This is a genomic window from Aquabacterium sp. A3, from assembly GCF_038069945.1.
Classification (GTDB): Bacteria; Pseudomonadota; Gammaproteobacteria; order Burkholderiales; family Burkholderiaceae_C; genus Aquabacterium.
Window position 1 is genome coordinate 1 of record NZ_JBBPEV010000011.1, and the last position, 5702, is coordinate 5702.

The following is a 5702-nucleotide window of genomic DNA, read 5'->3' on the forward strand; positions in this document are numbered from 1 at the left end:
GGTGTCGTAGTAGCCCATGAAAAAAAATATTGCCTGACGGCACAAGTTGATGAGAGCCTAACGAATGGGCAGATGCCTGTGTTTGCGAAGAGCCTAACTACCAAGGTAACCGGCGCCGGAGTCCGCCAGGGCGGAGGGCACAAGCAAGGGCCATGAAAATGCCGAAGGCATGGCCCTTGGTTGCGTCCGCGTTGACCTGACAGTTAGGCTGGGGTGCGGAGTGGAAGGTTTTGATGGTACGATTGCCTGCATTTTGGGTATTGCACTTCACGTTTCAATCTGCGGGGTGGCCCTGGGTCAAGAGCGTATTGGGGCCCACAAGCTAGCGAAGACAGCAGACATTGCCGCCCATCCAACCCACTGAGCGATGGCTGAAATGTAGATACATACGCTGGCAAGACGGTGTTGTGTGAGGTTGTCGTATACCTTGGCAAGCATGTTGATCGCTGCGCAAGCGAGGGCGATGGTTGTCATCCACAGCGTCACGCTCGTTAGCACATATAGATTGCCTCGCTTGCTGTATAAGGTTATTTCGCTCACTGACAACGTGTATCCGGCTGCCGCAATAGCAGCAAAAGAAAGGGCGATATAGAACGCCAACTCTAAGTGTGTGTGATTCCTTTTGGCTGGAGGCGCGTCTGGCGCCTTTATCCACATCACCAGGGCGGTAGCCGTCAAGAATAGCGGGGCCAGTAGAAGCAGGGGAATTTTAGTTTTGGCAAGCGATATAAATATTTCAATGCTGACAATAAGTAGAATTACTGCGGCGGCTCTAATTTGCGTTGTCTTATTGATCGACAGTGAAAAAATTTTTACTGACGCGGGCTTGGGAGGTGAAAGCTGACCAGATTCTTGCAGCGGATCGTAGCCTGCAGGAAACCCACTTTTTGTCGGTTCATTGTTCATATGTGCCTCCTACGGCCTAACTACCAAGGTAACCGGCGCCGGAGCCCGTCAGGGCGGAGGGTACGACCAAGGGCCATGAGAATGCCGAAGGCATGGCCCTTGGTTGCGTCCGCGTTGACCTGACAGTTAGGCTGGGGCGCGAAGGAGAGGGCGTGGAGCACACGGCCAACTGGCCGTGGTTCGATGAACAGTGATGCTGCACAGACGCTCCCTTTGATGTTTGCGATCAGTGTGCCAGACGCCTCAGCCTGGTGGAAGAGCGCCGACGTTGTTGAGGCAGAAGACCGATGGCGAATGGCACTTTGGCTCCCCTGGGTGTTGAGCTGACTGCCGCCGGACAGGCAGCCCACAAGGCCGATGGCGTGTGGCACTTTGATGCCGCGCGGTGGTGAGCAGGCTGCCGAAGGACAGACAGCCAAGTAGAGCGGCGAAAGTAAGACCCCATGCATGCCGTGCTGCAGGTTTGGTGCGCGTTGAAACCGTTCAAAAGGGCAAGGCAGTGGACACCAAACCAGGATTCCAGAGCCTTCCGAAAACCGCCCATCTGACTTCCAGAGAGTTCCGGAAACGAAGGCCTAACGCCCAAGTTCAGGGGCGCCCATAAGGCGATGCCGAAGCGCGCAGCCGTGGAAGCGTCCCCTGCAACGCCCAGTTAGGCTGGTGAGCGGAGCTAGATGTGATGAAAGCGGGGTGCGTATGAGCTTCAAGCTTGCGTACGTCTGTGGTGGTTCAGTGCCCAAGCCGCAGCTATCAGAACGGCGCCTGCAGTCGCAGCGTCGATGATCGCCCCTTGAACTAAAGCTGACCATGCAGTGCTGGCGCAGTGTAGGAGGTTTGGCAGCTCAATCATCTCGCCTGGCTGTGCGCTACAGACAGACTGGATTTGACTGGCGGGTTTTAGCCTGAACGTGGATGGAAGTAGGCGAAGACCTTGAGTTGCAGCTAGCGCGGCGATGGTGGAGATAAGCCAGTGCCATTGAACGGGAAAGCGCTTGCTCGCGAAGATGTAGCTGAGGCCGAGCCAGGGGAGAAGAAGCAGCAGAACTGGGGCGCCGACCAGCGACGTGGCAACAGCCAAATCGGAAGCCGGCGACAGCCACAACAACAGAAACACCAGGGCTAAAAATGCTGCAGCAAGGGTCGCGGTTATGCAGCAATAGAGAACGAAGGCTTGACGTAGCAAGCGCGGGTAGTCTTTCACGCGTTTCTCCAGGAGCCTAACTACCAAGTTCAGGGGCGCCCACAAGGCGTGGCCGAAGCGATGGGACGTATGAGCGTCCCCTGCAACGCCCAGTTAGGCCAAGGTGCAAGTAGCAGGGCCTTTGCGCGACCAGCGAGCCCGAACACGAGGCGCCAGCCTGGTGTGTGCGATGTGCCGAACTGGCAGCCGCCGAAGTAAACCGTGCCACAACGCCTCCCTTTGCGTATGGCGTCAGCCATGCGCTGACGAATGCCTCAATTTAATGCACGTTCAACCTGCGCAGAAGAGCAGGGCGCCACTCAACCCGAGGTACTCGGTGGTGCGCACGACTGCCGAAGGACAGGCGGTCCATTTGGCGGTGGCATGTGCCGGCATGAAGCATTGCAGGTTCATCGCGCAAGCCGCCGAACCGTGTGTATTCGCGAGGGCCTAACTACCAAGGTAACCGGCGCCGGAGCCCTTCAGGGCGGAGGGCACAACCAAGGGCCGTGAAAATGCCGAAGGCATGGCCCTTGGTTGCGTCCGCGTTGACCTGACAGTTAGGCTGGGGCGCGTAGTGGAATGTCTAGATTTAACCACGGAGCATGCATTTTCAAGTGGCATGGCAGTAGCTCGCAACTTACTGAACCCTGGGCACGCCTGGCGTTCTATCGCCCCACGCCTCACCAATTGCGATAAGCCCAAGCAGCATGTGAAAGTCGTTTGCAAGCGGCAGTTGCTCTCGTACTGAAGGCATGTACTCTGCCCGACTTTCAATAATGCGCGCTGCATCCAAAATTATGGATACAACCTGCTTGGAGATGACGTGTTCTTGCTTGATTGCATTCGACTTCTCACACAAGTAGCGCTTCAGTTGGTTGAAGGCATCCGCATCAAATACTTCTGCAGCGATGAGGCGATGCACGGATTTTTGATGCAACTCTTGTAGCTCGAGGTCGAATTCACTGGCGCTCATGTTTATCAATAAATTGGGTGAAAGTACAAGCGGGATTGCGATTGGAGAGGCCTAACTACCAAGGTAACCGGCGCCGGAGCCCGCCAGGGCGGAGGGCACAAGCAAGGGCCATGAAAATGCCGAAGGCATGGCCCTTGGTTGCGTCCGCGTTGACCTGACAGTTAGGCTGTGGCGCGAAGGGGAGGGCGTGGAGCACACGGCAAACTGACCGTGGTTCGATGAACAGTGATGCTGCACAGACGCTCCCTTTGATGTTTGAGAGCAGTGTGCCAGACGCTGTCATGGCTTGGCTACCACCTGGGTCGTGGAAGATGCCTGGCAGTGATGGCGAAGCCATGACTGCGGGATGTTTGCGTGGCGGCTTGCCGCGACGCCAAACCTTGCCCTGTGCTGCGACGATGGCCTGTGGCACTTTGGCGCTGCACAGTGGCGAGCAGGCTGCCGAAGGACAGACGGCCGGCCTGAGCGGCCAAAGTAAGACCCCATGCGTGCCGTGTTGTCGGTTAAAAGCGCGTTGAAGCCGTTCAAAAGGGCAAGGCAGTGGACACCAAACCAGGATTCCAGAGCCTTCCGCAAATCGCTCATTTGACTTCCAGAGAGTTTCGGAAACGAAGGCCTAACTACCAAGGTAACCGGCGCCGGAGCCCGCCAGGGCGGAGGGTACAAGCAAGGGCCATGAAAATGCCGAAGGCATGGCCCTTGGTTGCGTCCGCGTTGACCTGACAGTTAGGCTGTGGCGCGAAGTAGAGGGCGTGGAGCACACGGCAAACTGGCCGTGGTTCGATGAGCAGTGATGCTGCACAGATGCTCCCTTTGATGTTTCCAGAGAGTTTGCCAGACGCGCGGACTTGGTGGAAGACCACTGACCTTGTTCAAGCAGAAGGCCGATTGCGAATGGCACTTTGGCGCCGCTGGATGTTGAGCTGACTGCCGCAGGACAGGCAGCCCACAAGGTCAATGGCATGTGGCACTTGTGCGCCGCTGATGGGTGAGCAGGCTGCCGAAGGACAGACCGCCAACCAGAGCGGCGAAAGTAAGACCCCATGCGTGCCGTTCTGTTTGTTTGGCGCGCGTTGAAACCGCTCAAGAAGCCCATGTTGTGGGCATAAAACCAGAAATTCCAGAGCCTCCCGAAAATCGCTCATTTGACTTCCAGAGAGTTTCGGAAACGAGGGCCTAACTACCAAGGTAACCGGCGCCGGAGCCCTTCAGGGCGGAGGGCACAAGCAAGGGCCATGAAGATGCCGAAGGCATGGCCCTTGGTTGCGTCCGCGTTGACCTGACATTTAGGCTGGGGCGCGAAGTGGAAGGTTTTCATAGTACGTGAGCCTGCAGTTGAATCTGTTGAAATTCACGTGTAGGGCTCAAATTGTATAAGTTGTGTTTTTAATAATTGCTTGTATTTTTTCTTCTTGGGTAATTGAAGCCATTTTTTAAGGCGTCAATGTCGATTAGGGAGGTAACGTAAGCTGCAATTAGTGGTGGGGTTGTAATTGCGAGGGTCCATGCAGCAAGATATGACGCAAGAACGCATAATGCCACTGATGCACTAAATGCTAGAAATACTATCAGATTTATGGCCTTGGCCCAGCTTTTTCTGAAGTTCTTGTTCGCATGTACAAACATTGCCAGGGGTGCGAAAAGTGCTACGAATAAAGTGATTAGCAACTCCGCTGAGCCTCCTTGCGTAAAGCTGTCTTTTGCTCCATACGCAAGTAGCCCAATTCCTGCGATTGAGTAGGAGGCGGCCACCACTTTAGCGATCTTGTCTGGCACTGATTTTGCCCTGATTTTTTTCATTTATCTCTATCGCGGGATGTGGTTTGACGTGAGCCTAACTACCAAGGTAACCGGCGCCGGAGCCCGCCAGGGCGGAGGGTACAAGCAAGGGCCATGAGAATGCCGAAGGCATGGCCCTTGGTTGCGTCCGCGTTGACCTGACAGTTAGGCTGGGGCGCGAAGTGGAAAGTTTTGATGGAGCGCTTTTCAGACTGGACCCCATGACACAGAGACTTTTTTTGGGGTTATGGCTCGAACCCCAGCAAAGCTAGATGAACTACGAATCAACTGCTCGAAGGCTCCACTGTCCTGCTTGCTTTTGCACCAAACGTTGCCACTTTTGATCGATGTAAGCCCAGCGGTCGGTTGGTAATGTGCAGTGACGCGTAGGTGGCTGATACCCGCATCGGTCGCGGCCCCGGCAGTGATGAACTGCCGCGTGATGTCAAACTCGAACGATGCACCCTGGCCCCAATCATAGGTGCCCCACTGAAAGAGAAGTTGATCGCCATCCTCTGGCGCAAGGCCTTTAATGGATACCTCTTTGAAGAACCCTACTGCTGTGGATGTGAGCAGCGAAGCGTCCACCGCTCCTTCTTGCCATCCGTGTTCAGCGGCATAAGCGAGAAAGAGTTCTTCAGATGATGCCGGTGTTGGTGTGTGCAGGGTGCAACCTTTCAGCCATTGCGGCAGCAATAGCGAGCCGGTTGTTATCAAGGCTGATCTTCTGTTCATGGGGAGCCTAACTACCAAGGTAACCGGCGCCGGAGCCCGCCAGGGCGGAGGGTACAAGCAAGGGCCATGAAAATGCCGAAGGCATGGCCCTTGGTTGCGTCCGCGTTGACCTGACAGTTAGGCTGG

General features: G+C 55.8%; 5 protein-coding genes. All 5 read right to left on the bottom strand.

Annotation, left to right across the window (positions count from 1 at the left end; all coding sequences use genetic code 11):
- Positions 1-297: 297 nt before the first annotated feature.
- The gene (locus WNB94_RS17005; RefSeq protein ID WP_341391565.1) at positions 298-906 is read right to left on the bottom strand and encodes a hypothetical protein; all 609 of its coding nucleotides are present in this window, start codon (positions 904-906) and stop codon (positions 298-300) included.
- A gap of 703 nt (positions 907-1609) precedes the next feature.
- Positions 1610-2107, bottom strand: coding sequence for a hypothetical protein (locus WNB94_RS17010; RefSeq protein WP_341391566.1), 498 nt, complete (start codon positions 2105-2107; stop codon positions 1610-1612).
- Between the two features lie 619 nt (positions 2108-2726).
- The gene (locus tag WNB94_RS17015; RefSeq protein ID WP_341391567.1) at positions 2727-3062 is read right to left on the bottom strand and encodes a hypothetical protein; all 336 of its coding nucleotides are present in this window, start codon (positions 3060-3062) and stop codon (positions 2727-2729) included.
- Between the two features lie 1386 nt (positions 3063-4448).
- Positions 4449-4862, bottom strand: coding sequence for a hypothetical protein (locus tag WNB94_RS17020; protein WP_341391568.1), 414 nt, complete (start codon positions 4860-4862; stop codon positions 4449-4451).
- Positions 4863-5048: 186 nt separating this feature from the next.
- Positions 5049-5576: a hypothetical protein gene (locus tag WNB94_RS17025; RefSeq protein ID WP_341391569.1), complete on the bottom strand. Its 528-nt coding sequence runs from the start codon at positions 5574-5576 to the stop codon at positions 5049-5051.
- Between the last annotated feature and the right edge of the window lie 126 nt (positions 5577-5702).

Coding starts and splice junctions, on each gene's coding strand:
- WNB94_RS17005 (WP_341391565.1), bottom strand. CDS start 906: ATGAACAATGAACCGACAAAAAGTGGGTTTCCTGCAGGCTACGATCCG.
- WNB94_RS17020 (WP_341391568.1), bottom strand. CDS start 4,862: ATGAAAAAAATCAGGGCAAAATCAGTGCCAGACAAGATCGCTAAAGTG.
- WNB94_RS17015 (WP_341391567.1), bottom strand. CDS start 3,062: ATGAGCGCCAGTGAATTCGACCTCGAGCTACAAGAGTTGCATCAAAAA.
- WNB94_RS17025 (WP_341391569.1), bottom strand. CDS start 5,576: ATGAACAGAAGATCAGCCTTGATAACAACCGGCTCGCTATTGCTGCCG.